This is a genomic window from Nitriliruptor sp. (assembly GCF_040882075.1).
Lineage (GTDB): Bacteria > Actinomycetota > Nitriliruptoria > Nitriliruptorales > Nitriliruptoraceae > Nitriliruptor.
Genome location: NZ_JBBEBZ010000073.1, coordinates 1 through 22,074 on the forward strand (window position 1 = coordinate 1; position 22,074 = coordinate 22,074).

At 71.5% G+C, this 22,074-nt stretch carries 25 protein-coding genes and 1 riboswitch; of the genes, 6 read left to right on the forward strand and 19 right to left on the reverse strand.

Annotated elements, in window-relative coordinates; translation table 11 throughout:
• Window positions 1-280 precede the first annotated feature (280 nt).
• From WEB03_RS03660 to WEB03_RS03675, 4 genes are all read left to right on the forward strand, one after another.
• Window positions 281-583 carry a helix-turn-helix transcriptional regulator gene (locus tag WEB03_RS03660; RefSeq protein WP_368069617.1) on the forward strand — a complete coding sequence of 101 codons (303 nt, stop codon included), beginning with the start codon at window positions 281-283 and terminating at the stop codon, window positions 581-583.
• On the forward strand, window positions 580-1,002 hold the full coding sequence (locus WEB03_RS03665) for an STAS/SEC14 domain-containing protein (protein WP_368069618.1): 423 nt from the start codon (window positions 580-582) through the stop codon (window positions 1,000-1,002). Before WEB03_RS03660 ends, WEB03_RS03665 begins: the two co-directional genes overlap by 4 nt.
• Window positions 992-2,371: a diguanylate cyclase gene (locus WEB03_RS03670; protein ID WP_368069619.1), complete on the forward strand. Its 1,380-nt coding sequence runs from the start codon at window positions 992-994 to the stop codon at window positions 2,369-2,371. The genes WEB03_RS03665 and WEB03_RS03670 overlap by 11 nt, the downstream gene beginning before the upstream one ends.
• 169 nt (window positions 2,372-2,540) lie before the next feature.
• On the forward strand, window positions 2,541-3,155 hold the full coding sequence (locus tag WEB03_RS03675) for a potassium transporter TrkG (protein WP_368069620.1): 615 nt from the start codon (window positions 2,541-2,543) through the stop codon (window positions 3,153-3,155).
• An 88-nt stretch (window positions 3,156-3,243) separates the two neighbouring features.
• Here WEB03_RS03675 and WEB03_RS03680 read toward each other — a convergent pair whose 3' ends face one another.
• The 12 genes from WEB03_RS03680 to WEB03_RS03735 all read right to left on the reverse strand — a co-directional run bounded on the left by WEB03_RS03680 (window position 3,244) and on the right by WEB03_RS03735 (window position 14,882).
• Window positions 3,244-5,085 carry a hypothetical protein gene (locus tag WEB03_RS03680; protein WP_368069621.1) on the reverse strand — a complete coding sequence of 614 codons (1,842 nt, stop codon included), beginning with the start codon at window positions 5,083-5,085 and terminating at the stop codon, window positions 3,244-3,246.
• Window positions 5,082-5,375: a 2TM domain-containing protein gene (locus tag WEB03_RS03685; protein WP_368069622.1), complete on the reverse strand. Its 294-nt coding sequence runs from the start codon at window positions 5,373-5,375 to the stop codon at window positions 5,082-5,084. The genes WEB03_RS03680 and WEB03_RS03685 overlap by 4 nt, the downstream gene beginning before the upstream one ends.
• A 4-nt stretch (window positions 5,376-5,379) precedes the next feature.
• Entirely contained in the window at window positions 5,380-5,832 is a 453-nt protein-coding gene (locus WEB03_RS03690) for a helix-turn-helix transcriptional regulator (RefSeq protein ID WP_368069623.1), read from the reverse strand.
• 319 nt (window positions 5,833-6,151) lie between these two features.
• Window positions 6,152-7,336: an EAL domain-containing protein gene (locus WEB03_RS03695; RefSeq protein ID WP_368069624.1), complete on the reverse strand. Its 1,185-nt coding sequence runs from the start codon at window positions 7,334-7,336 to the stop codon at window positions 6,152-6,154.
• Window positions 7,337-7,892: 556 nt separating this feature from the next.
• Complete coding sequence (gene thiD, locus WEB03_RS03700) at window positions 7,893-8,723, reverse strand: bifunctional hydroxymethylpyrimidine kinase/phosphomethylpyrimidine kinase (protein ID WP_368069625.1); 831 nt, start codon at window positions 8,721-8,723, stop codon at window positions 7,893-7,895.
• Window positions 8,720-9,346, reverse strand: coding sequence for a thiamine phosphate synthase (locus WEB03_RS03705; protein WP_368069626.1), 627 nt, complete (start codon window positions 9,344-9,346; stop codon window positions 8,720-8,722). The genes thiD and WEB03_RS03705 overlap by 4 nt, the downstream gene beginning before the upstream one ends.
• Window positions 9,343-10,143 carry a thiazole synthase gene (locus tag WEB03_RS03710; protein WP_368069627.1) on the reverse strand — a complete coding sequence of 267 codons (801 nt, stop codon included), beginning with the start codon at window positions 10,141-10,143 and terminating at the stop codon, window positions 9,343-9,345. The genes WEB03_RS03705 and WEB03_RS03710 overlap by 4 nt, the downstream gene beginning before the upstream one ends.
• A 75-nt stretch (window positions 10,144-10,218) precedes the next feature.
• Window positions 10,219-10,419 (reverse strand): sulfur carrier protein ThiS, encoded by a 201-nt coding sequence (gene thiS, locus WEB03_RS03715; RefSeq protein WP_368069628.1) that lies wholly within the window; start codon window positions 10,417-10,419, stop codon window positions 10,219-10,221.
• A complete protein-coding gene (thiO, locus tag WEB03_RS03720; RefSeq protein WP_368069629.1) occupies window positions 10,416-11,549 on the reverse strand; it encodes a glycine oxidase ThiO in 1,134 nt (377 codons plus the stop codon). Before thiO ends, thiS begins: the two co-directional genes overlap by 4 nt.
• Entirely contained in the window at window positions 11,546-12,181 is a 636-nt protein-coding gene (gene thiE / locus WEB03_RS03725; RefSeq protein ID WP_368069630.1) for a thiamine phosphate synthase, read from the reverse strand. The genes thiO and thiE overlap by 4 nt, the downstream gene beginning before the upstream one ends.
• Before the next feature lie 2 nt (window positions 12,182-12,183).
• A complete protein-coding gene (locus tag WEB03_RS03730; protein WP_368069631.1) occupies window positions 12,184-13,638 on the reverse strand; it encodes a sodium:solute symporter in 1,455 nt (484 codons plus the stop codon).
• Window positions 13,628-13,741, reverse strand: a riboswitch (TPP riboswitch). It overlaps the preceding gene by 11 nt.
• Window positions 13,742-13,886: 145 nt before the next feature.
• Window positions 13,887-14,882 (reverse strand): GNAT family N-acetyltransferase, encoded by a 996-nt coding sequence (locus tag WEB03_RS03735; RefSeq protein ID WP_368069632.1) that lies wholly within the window; start codon window positions 14,880-14,882, stop codon window positions 13,887-13,889.
• 79 nt (window positions 14,883-14,961) lie between these two features.
• Between WEB03_RS03735 and WEB03_RS03740 the strand changes: the two genes are divergently transcribed.
• A complete protein-coding gene (locus tag WEB03_RS03740) occupies window positions 14,962-15,216 on the forward strand; it encodes a sensor histidine kinase (RefSeq protein ID WP_368069633.1) in 255 nt (84 codons plus the stop codon).
• Window positions 15,217-15,227: 11 nt separating this feature from the next.
• On the opposite strand, the gene WEB03_RS03745 is transcribed toward WEB03_RS03740, so the two are convergent.
• From WEB03_RS03745 to WEB03_RS03760, 4 genes are all read right to left on the reverse strand, one after another.
• On the reverse strand, window positions 15,228-15,752 hold the full coding sequence (locus WEB03_RS03745; protein WP_368069634.1) for a VOC family protein: 525 nt from the start codon (window positions 15,750-15,752) through the stop codon (window positions 15,228-15,230).
• 264 nt (window positions 15,753-16,016) lie between these two features.
• On the reverse strand, window positions 16,017-18,173 hold the full coding sequence (locus WEB03_RS03750; protein WP_368069635.1) for a putative bifunctional diguanylate cyclase/phosphodiesterase: 2,157 nt from the start codon (window positions 18,171-18,173) through the stop codon (window positions 16,017-16,019).
• Window positions 18,103-19,296, reverse strand: a complete 1,194-nt coding sequence (locus WEB03_RS03755) for a hypothetical protein (RefSeq protein WP_368069636.1) — start codon at window positions 19,294-19,296, stop codon at window positions 18,103-18,105. The genes WEB03_RS03750 and WEB03_RS03755 overlap by 71 nt, the downstream gene beginning before the upstream one ends.
• A 41-nt stretch (window positions 19,297-19,337) precedes the next feature.
• Entirely contained in the window at window positions 19,338-19,601 is a 264-nt protein-coding gene (locus WEB03_RS03760; protein ID WP_368069637.1) for a hypothetical protein, read from the reverse strand.
• A gap of 171 nt (window positions 19,602-19,772) precedes the next feature.
• On the opposite strand from WEB03_RS03760, the gene WEB03_RS03765 reads away from it, so the two are divergent.
• On the forward strand, window positions 19,773-20,618 hold the full coding sequence (locus tag WEB03_RS03765; protein ID WP_368069638.1) for a hypothetical protein: 846 nt from the start codon (window positions 19,773-19,775) through the stop codon (window positions 20,616-20,618).
• Between the two features lie 80 nt (window positions 20,619-20,698).
• Here the strand turns inward: WEB03_RS03765 and WEB03_RS03770 are convergent, their stop codons facing one another.
• The 3 genes from WEB03_RS03770 to WEB03_RS03780 all read right to left on the reverse strand — a co-directional run.
• Entirely contained in the window at window positions 20,699-21,163 is a 465-nt protein-coding gene (locus WEB03_RS03770; protein ID WP_368069639.1) for a response regulator, read from the reverse strand.
• A gap of 118 nt (window positions 21,164-21,281) precedes the next feature.
• Window positions 21,282-21,668, reverse strand: a complete 387-nt coding sequence (locus WEB03_RS03775) for a c-type cytochrome (protein ID WP_368069640.1) — start codon at window positions 21,666-21,668, stop codon at window positions 21,282-21,284.
• Window positions 21,665-22,074, reverse strand: a 410-nt coding sequence (locus WEB03_RS03780; RefSeq protein ID WP_368069641.1) for a molybdopterin dinucleotide binding domain-containing protein, incomplete at its 5' end; no start/stop codon positions are given. The genes WEB03_RS03780 and WEB03_RS03775, both read right to left, overlap by 4 nt.

Genomic DNA, 22,074 nt, shown 5'->3' on the forward strand with positions numbered 1-22,074 from the left:
CCTGCCCCTGGCCAGAACACCGGCGCGAACGCCGCCGGGGCGTGCAGCCACACCGTGGCCTGCGCGAGCCCGCCGTAGGCGCCGGCCACCGCGACGGACACCAGCGGACCCGTCCACCACCGCCGGGACCCGGCGGTGAGTTTCCCAGAGTTCGAACTCATGGTTCTCCCGTCAGCAGTGCGGGGAACGGGGGTACGGGCATGAGCTCGGAAGGCTCAGGCCTACCTCGGACCGTCTCTTAGAGTAAACGTTTTTCCGGAATCGTGTTACCATCATACGTATGTGCCCGTGGACGTTCCTGACGAACCATGGCCGGACGCTGCTCTTCATCGCCCGGCACCCTGACGCACGCTTGCGCGACATCGCCGAGAACCTCGACGTGACCGAACGCACGGTCAGTGCGGCCGTCGGAGATCTGGTCGACGCGGGCTACCTGATCAAGCACCGGCAGGGCCGGCGGAACCGTTACGAGGTCCAACACCAGGTACCACTGCACGATGCTCCCGGCGGCCGACCAACCGTGGCCGACCTCCTCAGAGCGCTCGGTGACGTGGAACCCAGCCCGGCTGCAGGTGCCTCATGACCGTGGGACGCGAGCTCCGACATCCAGCCGTCACGGGAGACTCGATGGACCCCGATGAGGTGGTCGGACCACGGTTCCGGGTCTACCGGTCGCCCGCCGGGTACGTACGCTGCGATCATCCAGACCGCGCGGAGTTGACCGGCCGAGACGCACGCGAAGCACTGCAGGCCATCGCTTCGCTCGCCGAGGGGCCTTCGACCCCGGTGCTGGTCGACCTGCGGGTGACCCACTCGGTCTGCCGGGAAGCCCGAAAGGCCTTCGCGACCTCCCCCGTGCCGTCCCGCATCGCGATGTACGTGGAGTCATCGCTGAGCCGGGTGATCGCCAACTTCTTCATCGGCGTGTCCGGACCGAGCGTCCCCACGAGGATGTTCAGCGACCTCGACGCTGCGCAACGGTGGCTCCTCGATGATCGATGACCTCCCCCCGGTTCAGGGAGATCTCCCAGTCAGCGGTAACTGGGACGCTGCTGCACGGATCGCACGGCTGCTCGAGGTCGTCCAGCGGTTCGCCAGTTTGGACTTCTCCGACGTCGCCCAGGTCGGCGTCACCGGTGACGATCTCGACGCGCTCGCCGCCGGCGTCAACATGCTTGGCGAGGAGCTCGAGGGCTGGAGCGCAGACTTCCAGGAGCGCGTCGAACAACGCACCGCGCAGCTGACGGCGGCATCCGAGCGGCTCGAGGTTGAGGTCGCCGAACGAGTCCGGACCGAGGAGCAGCTCGCTGAGTCCAACACCGTCCTCTCGGACACGGTCGGACATCTGCGGCGGCTCAACCATCAGATCGTGCAACTCACCGAGATGTCCAACCTGCTGCAGGCTGCCGGCGATCGAGACGAAGCGTGCGAGGTCGTCGCCCGGTTCGCGCCGGACGTCCTATCCGGTGCCGACGGCGCCATCTACGTGTCTGCATCGCCCCGCACGACCGTGGAGCTCGTCCGCAGCTGGGGGTCACACCAGGGGTACTCGCCGTCCATCGACGACGACGGCTGCGTGGCGTTGCGGCAGGGCGGGATCCACCACGGGCGCGACGACGCGCACGATCGCTGCAGCCACCACCCAGGCGAGGCGCTCGGTGAGACGCTCTGCATCCCGCTCACCGCTCAGGGTGAGGTCCTCGGACTGTTGAACCTCCAGTGGGAACGCGACCCGTCCCCGTCGACAGCTGCCTCCCTGGACCTCAGCGACCAGCTAGCCGAGGGCCAGGGCCAACGCCTGGCCCTCGCCGCCGCCGAGCAGCTGGCACTCACCCTCGCCAACCTCGCACTTCGCTGCGAACTGCGCACCCAAGCCATCCGGGACGCTCTCACCGGCCTGTACAACCGCCGCTTCCTCGACGAGACCCTGGCCCGTGAACTGCACCGCGCAGAACGAGATGACCTACCCGTCTCCGTGCTGATGCTCGACATCGACCGCTTCAAGGACTTCAACGACGCCTACGGACACGTAGCCGGCGACACCGTCCTCGCCGAGGTTGGCCAGGTCCTGCTCGACAACATCCGCAGCGGAGACATCGCCTGCCGCTACGGCGGCGAGGAGTTCGCCGTGATCATGACCGGCGCCGACGAGGTCGAAGCCACCGCTCGGGCCGGACAGATCCGCTCCAGCATGGCGCTGCACGCGTTCCCCGGGGAGGGCCAGCCCGCCGGTCACCTCACCGTCTCCATCGGCATCGCCACCCGGCCACAACATGGGACCGACCCCGACGGCCTCCTCCGCGCGGCTGACGCGGCGCTATATCGGGCCAAGGACGCTGGACGCAACCGAGTCGCGACCGCCACGGACTGATCCGCTCACCACGCCCGGCGTTCAGCGTCGCCACGATGTCCTTGCGCTCGCCGGTTTGTCGCACGGGCGTGATCCGAGAGGCCGCGGCCGCAGCTGCGGCCGGGTAGCGCGATGCACGCGAACGTCGGCGGTCGGGGTTGGCGGATCCGGCAGCGGGACCTTGTACGTGGTGGAGGGACGTGAAGAGCGCATCGTCCCCAACATCGTCCGGACCGCGCGGTTCATCTTCATCATCGCGACCGCCTACCTCGTGGTCGGCGCCGCCGGGATCCTCGCGGCGCTCGAACGGGACGGCCTCGGTGGCTGGCGTGGCCCCGGCCACGCCAGCAACCTCTTCTTCGCGGCCTTCGATACCGGCGGGTTCGCGCCGACATCCCAGTCGGTCGCCTACTACCACTCGGTCGGGCTGGAGGCGGTCATCATGGTGTTGATGGTCGCCGGAACGATCTCCTTCGCCCTGCACCACCAGCTCTGGCTCGGCCGGACACGGCAGCTGACACGCGACCTCGAGGTCCGCAGCCTCGCCGTCACGCTCGCGGCAACCGCCGCGCTGGCACTGTTCGGTCTCGCCCGATCTGGGGCCTACAGCGAAACGGTCGGGCTGTTCCGCAAGGGCTTCTTCACGATCCTTTCGGCCCACACCGGGACCGGGTTCGCGGTCACCGGCGGCGGGCTCTTCGTGACCGACTGGGGCGCACTCGCACCCGCAGCGGTCGTCGGCGCGAGGGCCGCCCCTGACCACAGCGGCTCGCGAGCAGCTCAGCTCACGTGGAGTCCTACGTGACGGACTCCGTGCACGGCTTGAAGCAGTGCGGGCGTCAGTACGACCCACTGACCTGGCTACTCCAGAGGGGCGGGTGCGTACACCGGCGTCACGTACCGGCACGAAACGCATCGACCTCGTGCCGCGCTCGATGCCCCGTTCGATGGCGAGGTGCGTCGCGGCCGCCCGCAGCGGCTCGGCTGGCGAGCCGGGTGCTGGCGAGGCTGAAGGCGACCACCCAAGCACCGACGAGGAGGATGAACACGGCCGTGACAGCGATCCGCAACGCCGGGGGGCCCTCGGTGGTCTCGCGCAGCAGGTAGCGGGTCTCGGCCTCGAACGCGGCGGTGCGGGACCGGGGTTCGATCTCGGGCTCACCGATATCGGGGTCAGCGGGCAGGCGGACCGGGATCGTCATCATCTCGGCGCCGCGGTGCAGACGCAGCAAGCTCTTGGCCCAGCCATCGACCGCGACGGGGGTCTGGGTGCGCCAGCTGCCGTCGGCCTGCGGCACCAGGTGGGCGCTCTCACGCGTGCCGTGTTGCCAGCTGCTGAGCATGAACCAGCGGGCGCCGTCGGCCGCGTCGGGTGGGTCGAGTCGGGCCTCGAGTAGCACCTGGCCGGGTTCGACCTCCGTGATGTGGAGCTCGGCGGTCACCTCTCCCACCTGGCGTGGCAGCGGGATCGCCAAAGCCGCCACGACGGTCAGTCCGGCCACCACGAGGACCGCCCCGGATCGGGTGGGCGCGAGCGGTGCTGCGGCTCCGACCGCGTCCGCATCGGGCAGGGCCCTCGCGATGGCGCCGCCGAGCACCGCCGCGGCCACGGCGGCGGGGACCCCGACGATGACCGCATCGGGCAGGAGCGCCGAGGTCCAAGGCTGGTGGGCGCCCTGGTTGTAGACCCACTCGGTGGCGAGCCCGACCGTTCCCACAGCGAGGCCGGCCAGCACCGAGAACCGCAGCCGCGGACGGGTGCCGTGGAGCCAGGCCACCGCCTCGACGGCGAACGCCGCGCCGAGGAAGGTCGCCACGGGACGCGTGTCGACGGGCCCGTCGCCGAGCACCGCGAAATGATCGAGCGCGAAGGAGATCGCGGCGATCGTCAGCGCACCGCCGCGGCCGAGGACCAGGCGGATCAGCACCAGGCCGGTGCCGGCCGCGAGGCAGATCAGCACCGGGTGGTAGAGCTGCTGGAACTGCGGCACGCCGAAGGCGAACTCGCCCATCGGTGCGGTGAGACCCTGGAAGGTGAGGAAGGCGAGCACCCCGTGGACGGCCCGCGCGCGCCGGTCGTCGCTGGGCCGCACACCCGTCTCGGCGACGACCAGCCACAGCGCGAGGCCGCTGAAAGCGGCACCGAGGATCATGATCAGGTGTGGGGGGCTCCACATGGTCACGTCGACGCCGTAGGTCTGGTGCCACGCCTCGTCGATCGGGAAACCGAGCAGCGCCGCCAGGCCGAGGACCCCGAGCGGCAGCGATGACCATGGCAGACGCAGCCGCCCGAACCGCAGGTCGGTGTCCACCTCCTGCACGGTCGCGACGGCCACGCCCGCCCACGCCCCCACGGCGATCATCGTCAGGCCGATCACGATGGCGGTGTGGGGGGCGGTGAACAGCACCGTGTCCCGGCCGTAGGCGACGTGGTAGGCGACGTCATCGAAGAAGCCCGTACCAGCGATCACCAGCCCGGCACCGCTGAGGGTGAGGGTCACCGCCGCCCAGGCCGGCAGACCGGTCCAGCGGGCGAGCGCGAGCGGGAGACGCAGGGCCGTGCGGACCGCCGCTGACCGGTGCGTGCCCGACGGGCCGACCGCGTAGCCGATCAGGGCGATCACCGAGAGCGCGGCGAGCAGCACGTGCAACGTGCCCCAGGTCGCGAACGAGCTGCCGCCGGGTCCGTGGGTGGCGTCGACGGTGCTCGTCGCCAGGAGGAGGAAGGTCTTCACGAGCGGACCTCCCCATCGTTGTTGGTGGTGCTCGCCTCGCGGAACGCGGGGCGGACCGCCACGTAGTGCATGGCCAGCCCCACGCCCCACCCCACGATCGGGTAGATGACCCAGGGGTAGGAGTCACCGCGCAGCCACCAGCCGATGGCCCACAGCGCCACGAGCGTGAGGTTGACCACCACGTAGGTACGGGCGTGGTGTCCGAACACCGCGCGGGTGGTCCGGTGTCGACGTTCACGACGCTCGGCGCGCTCACGCGCCAGCGCCCGGTCGAAGGGATCGTCGTGCATGGGGTCAGTCCTCCTGAAGATGTGGGTGGTGGTCCTCGAGCTCGACGGCGAGCGCGTCGAGGCGCTCCTCGAGACGCGAGGGATCGATGTGGCCACGCAGACGTCGGATCCGGGCGCCGAACCGCTGGAGGATCTCCTCCACACCTTCGGCGTCACCGAGCTGGACCCCCGTGCGGAGCTCGAGAGCCGACAGGTCGTCTCGTCTGGTGGCCACGGCCTGCTCGCCGCTGCGGGTGGTGCGGTAGCGGGTGGGTTCCTGCCCCGGCTCAGCCGCGATCAGTCCCTCGCCGGCGAGGGACTTGACCGCCGGGTAGACGCTGCCGGGCGACGGCCGGTAGGCGGGGCCGAACAGCCGCGCCAGCTCGCTCATGAGCTCGTAGCCGTGCAGCGACCGTTCGCTGAGCAGCACCAGGACCACCAGGTGAAGCTCGCCGTGATGGAAGAACCGCTGGCCCATCCCACGCACCTCTCGTGACGGTCGCTCGTCGGTCGCCGAGCGCGACTCTTACGAGTTCGTTACGAAACAATACTACGAGAGTGTTACGAAGTCCAACCGGCGGCGGGGTGCGGCCCCATCACCCGCTGAGCGGGAGGGGCCTGGCGTCGGCTCGGGGCCGGTGGCCCGGATCGTGACCGAGCAGCCAACGACAGCCCGTCCGAGAGCCGCATCCGTGATGACGGCACGGCGAGGCCGCGATGGCGTGGCGGCCGGCGGCTGGTCGCACCCGACGGTGAGGCGGCGCGGGTGCGTCAGCCGTCGTGGAGGGCCTGGTGCCTCAAGTTGGTGAGCGGGTTTCTGCGCGTCTCCTGGCGATCACTTGGCTCTGTTGTGGCGCCGGCAACGGGCCAGGTCGGCCCATCAGGTAGCCCTGCACGGCAGAGGCCCCGAGTTCCCGCCAGGTGGCCAGGTCGGCCTCGTCCTCGATGCCCTCGGCGACCAGGGTGCTCCCGGTCCGGTGAGCGAACTGGATGAGGCAGTCGGCCAGGACCCGGCGGATCGGATCGTCGTTGACGTGTTGGGTCAGGCTGATGTCGAGTTTGATGATGTCCGGGGCCAACCTGACGATGTGTCGCAGGCTCGAGATGCCAGCTCCGACGTCGTCCACCGCGAGTCGGACCCCTGACCGGCGGAGCTGGTCGAGCACTCGGGCGAGGTGGCCGTAATCGTCGACGACCGCGTGTTCGGTCACCTCGACGGTGACGCACCGCCGAGGATGCGACGCCACGAGTTGGTGGAACCTCGGGTCGGTCAGGGTGCTGGGGGAGCAGTTCACGGCGAGTGCCACCCCGGCCGGCAGTGCGGCGCTGTCCGCGATCGCGCGGGTGATGGCTGCGAGTTCGAGTTCGGTCCCGAGGCCGACGCTGGCCGCCTCGGCGAACCAGACGTCGGGCGGCTGTTGCGGCGAGCTGGTGAACCTGCTCAGCGCCTCCACTCCGATCAGTTGCCCGTCCGGTAGGGAGTAGACCGGCTGGAAGACGGGGTGGAACAGCCCCTCGTCGAGCACGGCACGGATGCGTTGCTCGACGGACGGGTCGGCACGCAGCGGGTCGGTTTCGGCGAGGCGCATCTCGCGCTGGAACTCGGCGGTGAGCTCTCGTTCGTAGGATCGCCCACGCGATCGGAGCATCCCGCCGGCGAGCGAGCCGATGGTGAGGAAGAACACCCCGCGCGACAGCCAGCCGGCCAGGACCTGCGGTTCTCCGGCCGCGACCTCGAGCGGCATCACCGGACCGCACAGCAACGTCGCCGCGATGGCTGCGGCGATACCACCTCTGAACCCGAACCTGGCGGCGGCCAGCATGATCGGGACGTAGAAGAGGTGGGGGAGGACCGTCCTGGTGCCGCCCGCCGCGTACGTCATGGCGGTCACGGCCGCCAGGGCGGCGGCGATCGCCAGGCCGGCGAGCCACTGCTTGGCACGCTGGTCAAGGACGGGGCGGACGCTGACGGCCGCTGCCAACTGGACTTCCTGACGCTACTTAAGTCGTACATATACGCAGAGTAGTTGACCCCCGTTCCGCGCGCATGCTGACCGGATCCGGCCGAGCGGCCTGCGCGGTGAGCACGCGGCGGCTCGACGGGATACGTCCGCCGGCTACCGGTCGTCGTCGTCCGGGTGCCGGGAGCCTCGCCGTCAGGGGGACGTGCATGAACGGTCTCCCGCATCGCCTCCAGGATCCGCTCGGCCTGCTCGGGTGTGAGCGCGAGGGTCGGGTGGTGGGTGGTCATGGTTGATGCTCCGCGCAAGGTTCGGCCTGTTCGAGGGTTGCTTCGACGGGCGGGGGCGCGGTTCCGCTCTGGCGTGCACCAGACGTTGACGTCAGCGTCGGAATCGCGCGCAGATTTGACACGCCTTCGGGCAGCCCGGCGTCGTCTGCGCCGGCATCACCCGCGCCCGCCAGGGCCACGGCGGGTGAACACGCTCGACTCTGGCCCCGACCTGGGTTCCACCGGCGGCCGCCACCTACGCGGACGTGCTCAGCCCCGAGGGATCGCCGGAAGCGGGACCCTGACCGTCACGGCGTGGTGCTGTCCCGGTGCGATGGTCGAGGACCGAAGCCGAGGTGGTCGAGTGGTCCGTTGCCGGCCCCCAGTCGCCAAGCGGCCGCGCCGGCGATGGCTCCGGTGACGTAGCGCTTCGCGCCTGCGAGGGCGTCGAGCGGGTCGACGCCGTTCGCGAGCCCGGCGGCCGCAGCGGCGGCGAACGTGCAGCCGGTGCCGTGGGTGTTCGACGTGTCGATGCGGTCGGCCGCGAGTTCGTGGTCCTCGCCCGCGACGACGATGACGTCGACAGCCTGTGGGCCCTCGATGTGACCGCCCTTGACCACGACCAGCTGCGTGCCGAGCTCGGCGAGCGCGTGGGCCGCAGCGCGGGCGTCGTCGAGCGTCCGCAGCGGACGACCGACGAGCACCGCCGCCTCTTCGAGGTTCGGTGTCGCGATCGTCGCGTGCGGCAGCAGCAGGTCGCGGTAGGCGGTCAGGGCGCTCTCCTCGAGGAGACGGTGACCGGTCGCCGACACGAGCACCGGGTCGACGACGAGGTTCGGTAGCTCCCCTGCGGCTGCGCGCGCGGCCACGAGCTCCACGAGCTCGGCTGTGGCGAGCATCCCGGTTTTCACGGCCCCGACCGGCAGATCGACCAGCACGGCGTCGATCTGCGCGGTGACGGTCGCGGCGGGGACCACGTGAACGGCGGTCACCCCGACGGTGTTCTGCGCGGTGACCGCGGTGATCACGCTGGCCCCGAAGACGCCGAACTGCCCGAAGGTCTTCAGATCGGCCTGGATGCCGGCACCGCCGCCGGAATCGGAACCAGCGATGGTGAGCGCGACGTTGGGCGAGGTCATGATCGCTTCCAGGTCTCGAGGAGTCGGCGGACAACGTGCGCGGGATCGCGTGAGGCCATGACGCCGCCCATCACCGCGACACCGTGGGCTCCGGCGTCACGCCACGCCGACGCGTTCTCGGCGGTGACTCCGCCGAGCGCGAGGACGGGTCGGTCGCCTGCTCGGGCAACCAGGTACCGGAAGCCGGCGGGCCCGAGCGCCGGCCCGTAGCCCGGCTTCGATGCGGTCGGGGCGACCGGCGAGACGAGCAGCAGGTCGGTGGCCTCCCCGCGGGCTGCCTCCACCTCGGCGCCGTCGTGGCAGGAACGCCCAACCAGCATCCCGGCCGCGTGCTCGCCCGGGTGTGCATCGTCGGCAGCGAGGTGGATCGCGTCCGCGTCGAGGTGACGGGCGAGGTCAGGATCGGAGGCGACCGACAGCAGTGCGCCGGCGCGGGTGACCACGGAAGCGAGCTGTTCGCCAAGGGCCCGTCGCTCGGCGTGCTCGAGATCCTTGTCCCGGAAGAGCACCGCCGGCGCGCCGGCATCGACGGCCGCGGCGACCACGTCGCGCAGTGGCCGACCCGTGCGAGCTGCGGCGTGCCGGTCGGTGATCACGACCAGGGTGGGAACGGACGGGTTCATCCAGCGCGCCCGTCCGTGTCCGGCCCGAGGAGGTCCGGCCGGCCGTCGTCGGTGGTGGACGCCTCGGCGTACAGCCGGCGTGGGATGCGACCGGCGTCTCGGGCCAACCGTCCCGCCACGACCGCGTGACGCATCGCGGTGGCCATCGCCTCGGGGTCGCGAGCGCGGGTCACCGCCGAGGCGAGTAGTACCCCGTCGCAGCCGAGCTCCATCGCGAGGGCGGCGTCCGAGGCCGTGCCGATGCCGGCGTCGAGGATGACCGGGATGTCGACCTGCTCGCGGATGATGGCGAGGTTGTAGGGGTTGCGGATCCCCATCCCCGATCCGATGGGCGAGCCGAGGGGCATGACCGCGGCGCAGCCGACACTCGCGAGTCGGGTGGCCAGGATGGGGTCGTCGTTGGTGTAGGGCCAGACGGTGAACCCGTCGTCGACCAACTGCTCGGCGGCGTCGAGCAGCTCGATCGGGTCGGGCAGCAGGGTGCGTTCGTCGCCGATGACCTCGAGCTTCACCCAGTCCGTCTCGAACGCTTCCCGACCGAGTCGGGCCACCTTCACGGCTTCGCCGGCGGTGTAGCACCCGGCGGTGTTGGGCAGGATGCGGACCCCGGTCCGCTCGATCACGTCGAGCAACGACCCGGGCCGGCGGTCGGTCACCCGGCGGAGAGCGACGGTCACGACGTCGGTGCCGGAGGCGATGATGGCGCGCTCGAGCACGTCGATGCTGCTCGCACCGCCGGTCCCGAGCACCAACCGGGATGAGAGCGCCGTGCCGCCGATCGTGAGCGGGTCGTTCACGGGGTCTCCTGTCGTTCGAACGTCGGTCGGGGTGCTGTGCGGGTGCGGGTCTCGCGACCGTCGGCCGGGTGCCGGTCAGCCGCCCTGGACGGCGCCGACGAGCTCGACCTTCGTCCCGTCGTGCAGCGTGGTGGTGTCCCAGCTCGAGCGTGGGAGCACGTCGCCGTCGACCGCGACCGCCACACCGCGGCGGTCGGCGACCTCGGTGTCGACCAGCGCCCCGATGGTCACGGGCCCGTCGAACGAGCGCGGCTGACCGTTCAGCTCGATCGTCACGTCGGTGCTCCTGTTCGGTCCGGGTGGGCGACAGCGAGGATCGGGTCGACCTCGGCGTCGGTGAGGATCGCGGTGACCGCCTCGGCGGTGATGGGTGCCAGCAGCACCCCGTTACGGTGGTGCCCGGTCGCGATGACGAGCCGGCCGATCGCGCTGCGGCCGATCGCCGGTGCGTTGTCCGGGGTCGTTGGCCGGAGGCCGGCGATCGTCTCGACGAGCTCGAGCTCGTCGACGCCGGGGACGATGGCGGCCGCATCGTCGAGCAGCTCGCGAGTGGCGCCGGCGGTGACGGTGGTGTCGAAGCCTCGTTCCTCCTGGCTGGCGCCGACCACGAGCCGGCCGTCGTCGCGGGGGACGAGGTAGACGCTGCGGTGCCGGACGAGCCCACGGACGGTGGTGGTCAGCACCTGCTGCCCCGACGGGTCACGCAGGTGCAGGAGCTGACCCTTCACCGGCCTCACCGCGGGACGGTGTTCGTCCGCGAGCCCCTCGATGGTGGCGGACCACGCGCCGGCGCTGAGCACGACCTGGCCAGCGTGGTGCTGCTCGCCGTCGGCGGTCCGCACGCCGGTGGCCTGGCCCCGCTGCTGCTCGATCCGCGTGACCTTCCGGTGTTCGAAGACGACACCGGCATGGGCGCAGGCGCTCAGGAGCGCGGCGACGCACGCCCGGGGTTCGACGCGGTGGTCCTCGGCAGCGAGGAGCCCGACCCGGACGCGGGGGCTGAGCATCGGTTCGCGGGCGCGGGCCTCACGGCTGCGCAAGGGTTCGACCTCGAGGCCGAGCTCGGTCTGGAACGCGTGCAGGTCGGACAGCGCGGCGACGTCGTCGCGGTCGAAGCCGACCAGCAACGTGCCGGTCGCGCGGTAGCCGAGGTCCGCGCCCGTCGCCGTCTCGAGCTCGGCGGCGAACGCGGGCCAGCGACGGGCCCCGGCCACGTTCAGCGCGAGGCGATCCTCCTCGCCGTAGGCCACCTCGGTGACGGGGGCGAGCATGCCGGCAGCGACGTTCGATGCCGCCGCGCCCGGGGCGGGGTCGAACACGGTGACCTGCAGGCCGGCGTTCGCCGCCCGCCAGGCGCTGGCGAGACCGATGATGCCGCCGCCCACGAACAGCACGTCGGGGGTCACGTCGGCCCCCGGGCGTCGGCGAGCAGGTCGAGCAGTTCACGGGTGGCGGCACCGGGGTCGGGTGCGTCGACGACGGCGCCCACGACCGCGATGCCGTGCGCGCCGGTGGCCAGGACCTCGCGCATCCGGTCCGCGGTGATGCCCGAGATCGCGATGATCGGGACGTCGACCGTCGCGACGATGGCTGCCAGCGTGCTGAGGCCGATCGGGGCCGGTAGCCCGTCCTTCGTTGCGGTGGCGTAGGTGGGGCCGACGCCCAGGTAGTCGGCGCCCTCCGCCACGAGCTGACGAGCCGTCGCGGGATCACGCGCGGTTCCACCGATCACGAGTCGGTCGCCGGCGAGCTCACGTGCAGCAGAGATCGGCAGGTCGGTCAGCCCGAGGTGGACGGCATCGGCGTCGGCGGCGAGCGCGAGGTCGACGCGGTCGTTGACGATACTGAGGGCGCCGGCCCTCCGGCAGCGGGCCACGATGACGCGCGCGATCTCGAGGTGGTCGCGGTCCGTGCGGTCCTTCACGCGGATCTGGACGGCGGGTGCGCCGGCGTCGAGCACAGCGTCGATGGTGCGGAGGTCGTCGGCGCACTGTGCCGCGGAGGTCAGCACGTGCAGCCGGGGCAGGGAGAGGCGCACGGTCAGGACCCGCTCGGCGGGCCGGGGGCGACGGTGGCCCGTTCCGGGAGGAGGCCCTCCAGCTCGGACAGGGCGACGGTCGGTCGGCCGAGCAGCGAGACGACGAAGGTGACGATGCCGCTGGCAAGGAGCGCGCCGGCGAAGGGTGCCAACGTCGGGACGGCGTCGGGGAAGCTGACGCTGGCGACGGCGCCGTCGAGGCTGCCGGTCGCGACCAGGCTCGCACCGAAGGCTCCCGCCACCCCTGCGACGATCCCCGCCCAGACCGCGGTCGTGGTGGTCCGGTACCAGAGGCCCAGCAGGGCCGGAAGGAGCAGCACGGCCGCGAGCAGATCAGCGATGAGGAACAGCTGCAGCACGGAGGTGGCGACGAGGCCCACGACCGCGGCCGGCAGGACGATGACGACGGTCAGCAAACGGGCGTGCCCGAGGCCGAGTGAGGGCCGTTCGGAGACGAGCAACGCGGCCAGGCCGTTCTCGAGCGTGTCCACCGACGAGGCGACCAGCGCGATGCCGAGCAGCAGGACCGCCGCGATCACCACGGTGGGCAGCTCGGCGGTGAGCGCGAAGATGGACAGCGCGGGGACCTCGGCGAGACCGACCGAGGCGGACAGCACCCCGAGCCCGCCGGCCATCAACATCAAAGGGATCGTGACCGCGGCTCCGATGAGGGCGCCCTGCCGGAGGGCGCGGTCGTCCCGGGCGGACCAGACCCGCTGCCAGTAGCCGTGGTGGAACAGGTTCGCGGCGGTGACGGCCAGGATCAGCGTCGCGGCGCTCTCGAGGCCCACACGATCGACACCGAGCAGCCCGCTGGCTCGCACGCTGGCCGCGGGACGGTCCACCCCCACGACCGCGGCGACCGCGGCGACCGTCAGCAGGACGATGACCAGCCCGCTCTGCCACCGGTCGGTACGCAGGGACGCACGGAGTCCCGCGTAGGTGGTGTAGATGAGGGTCGCCACGAGGACGGCGCTGACGGTGAGCTGGCGGGGAACCCCGCCGAGGAGTTCGACCAGGCCACCGATCGCGACGAGCTCGGCCGCGACGAAGACCCCCATGTACAGCAGCGAGACCGCTGTCACCAGCCGGCTCGCCGCGCGCCCGAAACGCAGGCGGAGGAACTCGCTCAAGCCCTGGCCCGAGGGCACGATCCCGCGCAGCCGAGGTCCGACGAACGCGAACACGAGGAACGGTCCGGCGGCAGCGACCGCGTACCCGATGACGGGGCCGATCCCGAGGATGGCGCCGAGCTCGGGCGGCGCGAACAGGATCCAGGCCCCGAGGCCGGACGCGAGGAACGACAAGCCGAGGGCGAGCGGCCCCTGGCTACCGCGGGCGACGGTGAAGTCGTCGAGGTCGGCCCGTGGGCCTTGGCGGCCCGCGCGCACCCCGATGATCACGAACGCCGCCAGCACGGCGACGAGCAACAGGACGCTCAGGGATGTGGCCAACACGACGCGCTCCCTCCGCCGGCATGACCCGGATCAGGTTCCGAAGTGCTGCGCCCGCCCGGCGCGTTCTCAGCCCTAGGTTCGCAGGGCTCCCTCGGCGTCTCGGGGCAGACCGTAGCCAGCGCCCCCGTTCCGCGCATCTTCGAGGCTCCTCGGCGTCGAGCCAGGGGGCAACGGGTGAGTCCCGGTCGTCGTGCAGGAGCAGGTGGCCGTGCCCGTCACCACCAGTAGCCGCCGGGCGACCACGTCGGTCACAGCGCCTTCGTCCAGTTCTGTCCCACGAGGTCCTGTCCGAAGCTGTGGTGCGGTTCCTGGTCGGTCAGCTCGAACCCCGCGGCCTCGTAGAGCCGTCGGGCCGAGGTGAGGACGTCGTTCGTCCACAGGGTGATCGCGTCGTACCCAGCAGCCCGGGCGAACCGCAGGCACTGGTCCACGAGCCGGGTCCCCACCCCCAGGCCTCGGGCGGATGGCTCGACCAGGAGGATGCGCAGCTGCGCGGTGGTCGCGTCCTTGGCGACGCAGAACACGCAGCCCACCGGCTCGCCGCCGGCCTCGGCGATCCAGGCCGCTTCCCGGGCGGGGTCGCGATCCTGCACGTAGTCGGCCACGATCCGGGCGACGAGTGCCTCGAACCCGCAGTCCCAGCCGTACTCGGCCGCGTACAACGCCCCGTGGCGGCTGACCACCCACCCGTAGTCGCCGGGACCCGGCGCCCGAAGGGCCACCGCGGTGCCCGCGCTGCGCTCGCGGTCGAGGACGTCCCGGACCGTGCCCATGGCCGCGACCAGCCGCCGCCGGTCGCCGGGCGCCAGGTCACCGAGGAGCCCGGCGACCTGGGCGGCCGAGCGAGCGTCCAGCGTCTCGGACACCTCGCGGCCGCGGTCGGTCAGACGCAGCGACTGGCGCCGACCGTCAACGCTCGACGGCTCGCGCGTGATCAGCCCGTCGGTCTCGAACCTCGCGGCGATGCGGCTCATGTAGCCGGCGTCGATCCGCAGGTCGCGGCGCAGGTCGGCCAGCTCCGCGACGAACCCGGAACGCCTGACGAGGATCTGCTCGACGTCATGCGCACGGTGGGTACCCAGCTCGGCCGACTCCGCCGGATGGTCGACATGTTTCTGACGGCGCAACGCCTCGAATCGGGCTCCCTCGAGGCGACTGTGGGCAACGTCGCGCTGGCACCGCTGGTGGTGCAGATCGCACGAGACGGGGACTTCGACGTCGAGCCGACCGTCGACGACCTCCACGTCCGCGCCGACCCCGACCACGTGGCACAGATGCTCTGGAACCTGCTGGCCAACGCCACCAAGCACGGTGCACCGCCAGGTGACGATCACGAGCCGATCGCGGGACGACCAAGTCGAGGTCACGGTGACCGACCAAGGGCCCGGCGTGCCCGACGAGCTGCACCACCAGCTCTTCGAACGGTTCGCCCGCGGTCCGACCAGCCACGGCACCGGACTGGGCCTGGCGATCGTCCGCGGCCTCGCTCGCGCCAACGCCGGCGACGTCGCCTACGCGCACGACACCCGAGGATCATCGTTCTCGTTGACCCTGCCTGCCGCCGCCAGTTCCCGCTGACGTCCACCCGCTCACGGCGACACCTCGGAGGTGGTCCCCGCCTCGAGGACGCCGCCGGTCCGGACGCCCGACCAGCGTGCTACCTCGGCGTCCAGGTCGAGGCGGTCGATGGGTGCCGCGTTCTCGTAGGCGCCCCACTCGTCGCGGGGGAGCATCCACATGACCTCGAACTCGTTGCCGTCGGGGTCGACGCCGTAGATGCTCTTGGTCGCGCCGTGGCTCGACTCGCCGGTGTAGGCACCGCGGTCCACCAGCGTCCGTCGCGCGTCGACGAGCTCGTCGATCGTGTCCAGCTGCCAGGCGAGGTGGTACAGGCCGATCGCCCCGCGCTGCTTGGGGCCGCCGGCGGTCCCGACCCCGAAGAGGCCGAGGTCGTGGTGGTTGTCGCCACGGGGGAGGCGGAGGAAGACGGCGTTGGCGCGGGGTTCGCGGGCGATGACCTGCATGCCGAACGCGTCGCCGTAGAAGGCGACGGATCGTTCGAGGTCGGCGACGAACAGGACGGCGTGGTTGAGCCGGACGGGGGAGAACGACACGGGAGGTTCCTCTCTCGGCGGTGGGATGCGCGTGACGTCGGGACGCTCGTTCGCGGGGGGCGGGCTTCGCTCGCAGTTACCTGACGTGACAACCAACGTACCGAAGGAACTTGACGTGTTAACCTTCTGCGCCCGTCGGTCCGCGAGTCCGGTCCACCAGCGACGCCACGCGCCCGCGCGGATGCCGGCAGCGGTCATCGGGCACGGCCACGGGCGAGGTCGGTCAGCTGCTCGCGCAGCTCGACGATCCGTTCCTCGCTGCGCTCACCCGTTCGGTCCTGCCCCGGCCTGGACGTGCGTCGGGAGATCCTCCGCAGGCACGGGTCGACTGAGCAGGAAGCCAGCGGCGCGTTGGCAGCCAGCCTCGCGCAGCCACCGCAGCTGGTCGTCGGTCTCGACCCCCTCAGCGACGACCGCGAGGCCGAGGGCGTGCGCCAGGGTGATGATCGCCTGGACGATGGCGCCCGCTTGCTCGTCGACGGCGACCCGTTGGACGAAGGATCGGTCGATCTTGAGGACGTCGATCGGGAAGGTCCGCAGGTAGGAGAGCGACGAGTAGCCGGTGCCGAAGTCGTCGATGGCGATCCTCACCCCGAGGCTGCGGAGCGTCGAGAGCGTGGCGGCGGCGCGTCCCGGCTCCCGGATGAGGGCCGACTCGGTCATCTCGAGCGTGAGGGCGGCAGCGGGGAGTCCGGTCCTGGTGAGCACGTCGCGGATGTCGGTCTCGAGATCGGGATCCTCGAACTGCCGAGCCGACAGGTTGACCGAAACCCCCAGTCCGGCGAACTCGTCACGTCCTCGCCAGATCTGGGTCTGGTGGCAGGCTCGTTCGAGGATCTGGCGACCGAGCGGCACGATCAGGCCGCTCTCCTCGGCCAGCGGGATGAAGTCGCCCGGCGAGATCAGGCCCCGTTCGGGATGTTGCCAGCGAACGAGCGCTTCGGTCTCGACGATCCGACCGGAGTCGAGCTCGACGACGGGCTGGAAGTGGACCCGGAACTCGTCCTGTTCGATGCCCTTGCGGAGCGCGGCATCGAGGAACAAGCGGTGGCGTGCCGCAGCATCCAGCTGTTCGTCGTAGACCTGGCAGCGGGCACCCCCCTCGGCGACGGCGCGGTTCATCGCGGTGCTGGCCTGCCGGAGGAGGGTCTCGGCATCCTCGTCACCGATCCGTGTGGTCACGCCGATGCTCGCGGTGAGGAAGACCTGCTCGTGCCCGAGGGTGACCGGCCGCTGCAGCTTGTCGGTGATCCGAGCGGCGACGCGGACCGCGTCGGTCACGTCGACGACGTGACCGAGCAGGATCCCGAAACGGTCGCTGGACAGCCGGCCGACGGTCGCGTCCTCACGTACCGCGCTCACCAGCCGGCGGGCGACGGCGACCACGAGCGAGTCCTCGGCGCCGCGTCCGAGGCTGTCGTGCACGACGGTGAACCGGTCGATCCCGACCACCAGCACGGCGGTCTGGGCGCCCTCGTTCGCCGACCGGACCAACGCTCGTTCGGTCCGGTCGGTGAACAGGGTGCGGTTCGGTAGGGCGGTGAGCCGGTCGTGGAACGCCCAGGTGCTGACGTCGCGGATGACCGCCACGGCATCGGTGATCTCGCCCGTGGCGTCACCGACCGGCGCTGCGGTGACGGTGACGGGGACCGTGCGACCTTCCGTGGTCCGGAGGACGAGGTCGACACCGGTGGTGGTGTAACCCTCGTGGTAGGCGCGGACGATGGGCCACGAGGCGTGTGAGAGTTCGCGGCCGGCGTCGTCGAACGCCGTGACGGGCAGGTCCCGCACGTGCGTCCCTCCGAGGGAACCACCGGTGGGGCCGAGACCGAGCTCGGCGACGGTAGGGTTGGCGTCGGTGATGCGGCCATCGGCGGTGACGATGACGACCCCGTCCGGGATGGCGTCCAGGACGGCAGCGAGCCGTGCCCGCTCGTGCTCGACCTGCGTCAGCCGGCTCGCCAGCTCGACCTGGGCTTCGGACAGCTGGAGCTCACGCTCCCGGAGCTGTTGGTTGGTGTGCACCAGGTCGGCGAACGCGCCGACCAGGAGCTCGAGGATCTGTTGCCGTTCCGCCGTGACCGCGAACCGCCGACCGAGCAGCTGGAGGTAGGTGACGTCGGCGGGCAGTTCCTCGTGGGTGAAGTTGCCGAGGATCGCCGCGGGGTCGTCCGGTTCGGTGTTGGCCGTCAGGGCGTTGCCGACCTCGTCGCACCCGTCCGCCGGGTTGTGGATCTGGGCCCGCATGCGCTGGTGGGCGGCGTCGGAGAACGTCCAGGTCCGGTCGCCCCCGTGAGGGTTGCGGTGGACGCAGGTCCACTCGTCGCCCGACCGCTCGCAGGTCGTGCGCTCATCCTCGGTCCAGTCGAAGCCGTGGTAGATGTCCCCCTCCACGTCGTTCGCCCGCGTCTTGAAGTTCACGATCAGGTCGACCTGGGCCTCGCACGCGCACGAACCCAGCACGACGTCGCCGAGCTTGACCACCTGCAGACGCAGCCGCAGGTTCTCCTCGACGGCGGTGAACGCCGGTGAACGCCGGTGCGCCGTACTGGTCGGGCACCGCGATGCCGTGAGCCTTCAGGTTCTGGACGATGGGGTTCAGGGGTCGAGCGCGCCGCCACCGTCGACCCGTTCGCAGTCCGGGAAGCCGAGCGACGGGCACGCCGGGATCGCCGCCGAGGGTCGGCTCGGAGCGGCAGTTGGACACCGTCGGGACGGGGTGCGACACGGGGCCGGGCACCCACCCGTCGGTGACGCCCACCTCGAGGTCGGAGGCGAACGGGACGAGGGTGTCGTCGGGGCTCGGGACGACCCCTCCGCCGATGGCGTCCCACGCCTCGACGACGGCGTCCGCCAGCAGACGCGCCCCCCGTTCGGTCTGGGCGTGACCGACGTGGGCCCAGGCCACGAGCGTCCCGTCATCGAGGCGGCCCCGGTTCCAACCGTCGTACGGCCCTTCAGCGCTGCCGACGTCGCCCTGGGAGAACACCAACGTCGCACCGAGGTCGCGCTCGACGTACCGCTCGAGCGGAGCGAGGGAGTCGGCCGTGATCAGGTCGTAGCTGTCGAGCGACTCCGGGTGCTGTCCGAAGTTCATCCACGCCGCCAGCGGTTCCCAGCCGGCTTCGGTGTCCGGGGCGTAGCGGTCGAAGCGCAGCACCGTCAGGTCGTGGTCGCCGTGGTCACGAGGGAAGCCTGCCGGGGAACCGTCGTCGGCCGTCTGCGGGCCCGTGATGTTCCCCTTGTACAGCGAGTGCTGCACGGTGGCCGCGCCCATCCGGGCCGGCTTCAGGTCGGCCGCCGCTTCCTCGATCGCCCGGGCCATCGCCCGCGCCTGGTACTCGAACATGCGCAGGTCGACCACGTCCTGGAAGATCCAGACCCCCCACGAGGGGGTCGAGTAGTAGGGGGATGAGTGGTTGTGGCTGGCGGAGTGGAGGATGTCGGCGTACCGCACCCCCGAGTCCCCCTGCGCGAGCAGCTGCCCGACGCGACGCAGGAGGTGGTCCTGGGCGAGGTAGTTGTCGGACTTGACCAGTGCCACCCGCCGACCGTTGCTGCCCTCGGCCACGATGGCGCGGATGGTCAGGCGGGAGTGGACGCCGTACGAGCGGGCCTTGGCGACGTGGTGGGCGTGCGGATCGACCTCACCGCGAGCTCGTCCTGCGGCGCACGCACCCCGCTGTACTGACCTGCGGCGGCCCCGACGTGCCAGGTCGCATCGACGGTGGCGGTTCCGGCACGGAAGGTCGGCACCGCCACCGACGGCGCGGCGGTGGCGACGCCCGTCACGGTCGTGAGCGAGAGCAGCAGGAGGGTGATGAGGGCGGCGGGTGAGATCCGGCGCACGGTGGTTCTCCCGGGTCGGGCGGACCTCCCCACGGCCGCCTGCCTTGGAGGTTCGACGTCGCACGCCCGGCCTCCTGCGCCGGCTGCTCGGGGCCGAGCTCACGATGGCCCGGCCCGGCGGAGCGAGCGACCCTGGACATATCCGTCGGCGCGAGGGACGATGGCGGGACCATGGTGGAGCTGTTCGGAACGCTGGCGGTCGTGCTGCTGCTCGCTGCCGTGGTCGTGGCCTGGCGTCGAGCGTCGGCCGCTGCGGACTCGCGTCCCGACCGCCGGGCGTGGGAGGGAGCCGGAGGTGTCGCCGGCACCCGGATCGTGCTCGACCTCGCGGGCGCCGACCCGGACCTGCCATCGGTCGAACGGCTCGTCCGCGAGACCGCGCACCGGGCGCTGGCCTCCGACCCAAACCTCGGCGAGGTCGAGGTCGTCGATCGCGACGGCCGGACGTTGGCGCGTGAGCGCCGACCTGACCCGCTCCGGGCGGAGCCGCCGCTGCCGACGGCGCTACGGGTCCCGCCGACCCGCTCGCCGCGCGGCCCGTCCCCGGTACCGCGGCACGATGTGAGCCACCCCCGGTCGGTGCCGGAACCTGCCCCGCAGGTGCGGTCTGCCCCGCTCGCCGATCGGCTCGATCTGCCGGCAGGGGTGCGGGAACGCGTCGATGATCCCGATGACGGTACGGCCATCGTCCGCGCCATCCTCGAGGCCGGCGGGAGGCAGGTCCACCGCGACGGCGATCTGCTGCGCACCGACGACGTGGCCATCGCCGTCGTGGATGTCCGCGACGATGCCGACCGGGCGTTGACCCACGGGTTCCTGCGGATCGAGGCGACCGACGCGGCTCGTGGGCTGGTGATCAGGCTCGGGTACGTCGACCCCGCCACGGTGCGCCGGCGTGAAGCTGCGGCGGCACACGTCCGGCACGCCGGACCCGACGCGCTGCAGCGGATGGCCGATGCCGTGGCGGCAGGCGCCGATCCGGTCGCGTTCGCCGTCGCTCCAGCGGTGGTGGGTTGACGCGGCGTCGGCAGAGCCTGACCTCGGCGGGTTGGTCGCTCACCAGCTGGCGCCGTGGTGGACCCGGTGGTGCGAGGGGGTCAGGTGGGGGCGGGACCGGCACCGGGTGAACCCACGCCACCGTCACGTCGGCCGAGCGCGGACGGCGCGAGGACGTCCTCGCCCTGGAGCGCGCTCTCGAACAGCGTCACATCCTTCTCGAGGAGCGCCGGTAGCTCGAGCACCGAGGTCTTCTCGTAGTAGACGAACGCCCCGGCGAGCAGGACCTGGTCCTCCCACGTGCCGGCGTCGAGCCCGCTGAGGGCCGCGACCATCGTGTGCGGCGATGCGATCAGCAGCTGGGGGAGGACCTCGAGGACCATCTGGGTCCCGAGCTGGAGGTCGAGTAGCAGCACGTCCGGCTGCTGATCGTTCAGCAGCGGTACCACCTCGTCCGCGGAAGCCGCCGTCCCGAGGACGTCGACGTGGTCACGCAGGACCCGCCGCACGAGGTTGCAGAACGCCGGGTCGTCGTCGCAGATGACCACCCGCAACGGCCGTTGCACGTGCCGCCTCCTGTTGGGTCGGGCCGTTCAGCGTAGGTGACCTGACCGCACGGTCGCGAACGACCGACGCCACCGTCAACCTCAGGTGGACGAGGTCGGACCACCGGTCCGGAGCGCGTCACTCGATGCCGGCGGCCCGCTGCTGCTCGCGGACCCACGCGGTGATGTCGGCCACGTCGGCACGGTCGAGGCCGCTGACCGGCGGCATCGGCCCGAATTCCCAGTGGTGGGGCGCCACCCCCCTGGCGACCGCCTGCTGGAACGACTCGTCGCTGTGGTGCGACGGCTCATAGACGATGTGGACCAGCGGCGGACCTGCCTCGGTGCCCTCGGCGGCCGGGCCGTGACAGACCGCACAGTTCGCGGTGAACAGCTCCTGACCACGCGCGAGATCGGCACGTCCGCCCGCGGGGCCGGTGGTGTCCCCGCCGTCGGAGCCGCACGCGGCGAGACCAGCGAGGAACGTCGTGGTCATCACCATCCGACGCAGCTGCGTCGCCCTCACGCCGGCACCACCTCGACGGGGATGGCGTTCAGGACCGCGTTGCCGCTGATGGTGTCGAGCTGGAACCGGTCGGTCAGCACGTTCGAGTTGGCGCCCCCGCGTTCCCGGGCGACGGCGAGCTCGACCCCCTCGAGGTCGTGACCGAACCCGTGGGGCAGGCTGACGACCCCCGGTCGCAGGTCGTCGGTCACCTCGACGTCGACCTCGAGGGTCCCCGCGGCGGAGGTGACGTGCGCACGGCCACCGTCGCGGAGTCCGTCACGTGCGGCGTCGTCGGGGTGGACCTGGATGGTGCACAGCTGACGGCCGCGTCCGAGGCTCGGGGTGTTGTGCGACCACGAGTTGTTGGTGCGCAGGTGCCGTCGTCCGATCAGCACCGTGGTCGGGGGCTCCCGATCGAGCTCCG

What these genes read in the sequence shown, in the direction of transcription:
- WEB03_RS03660 (WP_368069617.1), top strand. Translation starts at nt 281, where the DNA reads ATGTGCCCGTGGACGTTCCTGACGAACCATGGCCGGACGCTGCTCTTC.
- WEB03_RS03665 (WP_368069618.1), top strand. Translation starts at nt 580, where the DNA reads ATGACCGTGGGACGCGAGCTCCGACATCCAGCCGTCACGGGAGACTCG.
- WEB03_RS03670 (WP_368069619.1), top strand. Translation starts at nt 992, where the DNA reads ATGATCGATGACCTCCCCCCGGTTCAGGGAGATCTCCCAGTCAGCGGT.
- WEB03_RS03685 (WP_368069622.1), bottom strand. Translation starts at nt 5,375, where the DNA reads ATGCACGACGATCCCTTCGACCGGGCGCTGGCGCGTGAGCGCGCCGAG.
- WEB03_RS03690 (WP_368069623.1), bottom strand. Translation starts at nt 5,832, where the DNA reads ATGGGCCAGCGGTTCTTCCATCACGGCGAGCTTCACCTGGTGGTCCTG.
- thiD (WP_368069625.1), bottom strand. Translation starts at nt 8,723, where the DNA reads ATGACCTCGCCCAACGTCGCGCTCACCATCGCTGGTTCCGATTCCGGC.
- WEB03_RS03705 (WP_368069626.1), bottom strand. Translation starts at nt 9,346, where the DNA reads ATGAACCCGTCCGTTCCCACCCTGGTCGTGATCACCGACCGGCACGCC.
- WEB03_RS03765 (WP_368069638.1), top strand. Translation starts at nt 19,773, where the DNA reads ATGGTGGAGCTGTTCGGAACGCTGGCGGTCGTGCTGCTGCTCGCTGCC.